2 protein-coding genes and 1 pseudogene are annotated in these 2,286 nt (G+C 70.6%); all 3 read right to left on the bottom strand.

Going from position 1 to position 2,286, the window contains the following annotated elements; all coding sequences use genetic code 11:
• Positions 1 to 606 (bottom strand): DUF1542 domain-containing protein (locus G6021_RS03835; protein ID WP_182639767.1); only part of this gene is annotated, 606 nt, incomplete at its 3' end.
• 55 nt (positions 607 to 661) lie between these two features.
• Complete coding sequence (locus tag G6021_RS03830; protein ID WP_182617745.1) at positions 662 to 1,831, bottom strand: CoA transferase; 1,170 nt, start codon at positions 1,829 to 1,831, stop codon at positions 662 to 664.
• Between the two features lie 103 nt (positions 1,832 to 1,934).
• Positions 1,935 to 2,286: pseudogene (locus tag G6021_RS03825) on the bottom strand (acyl-CoA dehydrogenase); the annotation flags it as partial.

Raw genomic sequence — 2,286 nt, 5'->3', positions numbered from 1 at the left:
CCCGGCGAACATCATGTTGAACATCATCATCGAGCCCATCATCCACATACCCGTGGCCAGGGCCGAGGCCCACCACGGCTCCGAGTACCAGCCGGCGGGCACCGGCCGGCCGGCCACCACACCGCCCGGGTAGTAGTGCGGGGTCTTGTCGCTCGGCTCGGTCGCCGCGGTCATCGTGCGGCCGTCGACCTCGACGGTCCGGTCCTCGGTCACCCGGCCGGCGCGCTCCTGCCCGTCGGTCTTGGGCAGCTCCGGACCGGGATCCAGGCCCATCGCCGAACGCGCGGCCCGCACGTAGTACAGACCCTCGAGGGCGGTGTCCTTCGCGAGCTCCGTCTGGACCGGTGTGCGCGCGTTCTCCAGCTCCGTCACGGCCGCGGTGTAGCGCTCGGAGGCGTCTGCCATCGCCTGCTTGGACGCCTCGTCGGTGCCGTCGAGGTTGAACACCTGACCGCCGAGCCGTTCGACCCAGCGCGCGGCCTCGGCGCGGTAGTCCTCGATATGGCGGTTGTGCTGCATTTCCAGTTGGGTCTGGCCCTTGTTCTGACTGCGGGAGACCACGGCGACAGCAACGGCGATCACTGCGGCGATGAGGAGGAATTCCACGGATCGACCTTTCTCGGTACTACTTCACCAGCGTACCGAGATTGTGTCCCGCCGGTCAGCGGCCGTCGGGCTCGGAGTGCGCCGCCCGATCGAGTCCCAGTTCCGCCAGCACGGACTCGGTGTCCGCGCCGTGGGGGCGGGGCCCGAACCGCACGGATCCCGGGGTGTCGGACAGCTTGATCGGGATGCCGACACTGCGGTATCCGTCGCGCTCGACGACCATCTCGCGATGCAGCACCTGGGGCATGGACAACGCCTCACCCACGTCGTTCACCGCCCCGGAGGGCACCCCGACCGCGCGGAGTCGATCCGTCAGGTCGTCCCGACGGAGCCCTGCGACGAGACCACCGAGGATCGCGCGCAGCTCCTCGGAGTGGCGCAGTCGGTCCGAATTCGTGAGGAAGCGGGGGTCGTCGACCAGCGCGGGCGCGTCCACCGCCTCCGCCAGCGCCCGGAACTGACGATCGTTTCCGGCGCCGATGAAGAACGGTCCGTCCGAGCAGCTGAAGGTCTCGTACGGACAGATGGTCGGGTGCGCCACCCCGGTGCGCACCGGGGCCTCGCCCGTGGCGAACCACGTGCCCGCGTGCGGGTGCAGGATCGACACCGCGTTGTCGAGCAGGGCGAGGTCGACCAGCTGGCCGCGCCCGGTCGTGGCCCGTACGTGCAGCGCCATGAGGATGCCACTCATCGCGTTGAGACTGGTGACGATGTCCACCAACGGGATCCCGATCCGCATGGCCGCTCCGTCGGGCTCGCCGTTGATGCTCATCAGGCCCGAGAGTCCCTGCAGGACGGCGTCGTACCCCGGTGCGCCACCGAGGGGCCCGTCGACGCCGTACCCGGTGATGCGGCAGTGGATCAGGCGCGGGAAGCGCTCGGCGAGCTCGTCGTCGCCGAATCCCCACTTCTCGAGGGTGCCGGCCCTGAAGTTCTCGATCACCACGTCCGCGCCCTCGAGCATCCTGCCGAGCAGTGCCTGCCCCTCCTGGTCGCGCAGATCGATGCAGATGTTCCGCTTGTTGCGGTTGAGCCCGTCGAAGTACGCGCTGTGGTCGTCCCGCACGAAGGGCGGCCCCCAGCCGCGGGTCTCGTCCCCACCCGGCGGTTCGACCTTGATCACGTCGGCGCCGTGGTCGGCCAGCATCTGGCCGCACAACGGCCCGGCGAGGACCCGGGACAGATCCACGACCCGGATGTCTGTGAGGGCACCGGTCCGGGGCATGTCGGTCAGCGGTGTCCCGGGCCGCGGTACCCCGGGCCTCGGTGTCTCGGGCCGTAGCGTCTCGGGCCTCGGCGTCGCAGTCTGGTGCGTCTCGGGCACGGGTTCAGGCTCCGGTGACCCGGTCGAGCCACGCGGCCGCGGCGCCTTCGACGCTGACTCCGTTGACGACCATGGGCCAGGCGCCGTCCATCCCGCCGGCGACCGCGGCGTCGGTGAGCCGGGTCTCCCAGAACTCCGCGGATCCGAACTCCCCGCGCCACTGCAGCGCCGGCAGGGTCAGTCGGTGCAGGGTGTGTTCGTGTGTGGTGCCGATGGCGCCGTGCACCTGATGTGTGTTGCGCACGGCGACGGCGACGGCCTGGGAGGCCACGCTGCGGGCGACGGCGACCCGGAAGCCCGAGAGCGGTCCACCGAGGTCCGTCGCGAGGGCGTCGGCGACGGCCTGGTCGACCGCC

This window comes from Dietzia sp. CW19, from assembly GCF_014145265.1.
GTDB classification, from domain to species: Bacteria; Actinomycetota; Actinomycetes; order Mycobacteriales; family Mycobacteriaceae; genus Dietzia; species Dietzia natronolimnaea.
Note: the sequence above shows the minus strand (reverse complement) of the source record. Positions and strands in the feature narration are given on the sequence as shown.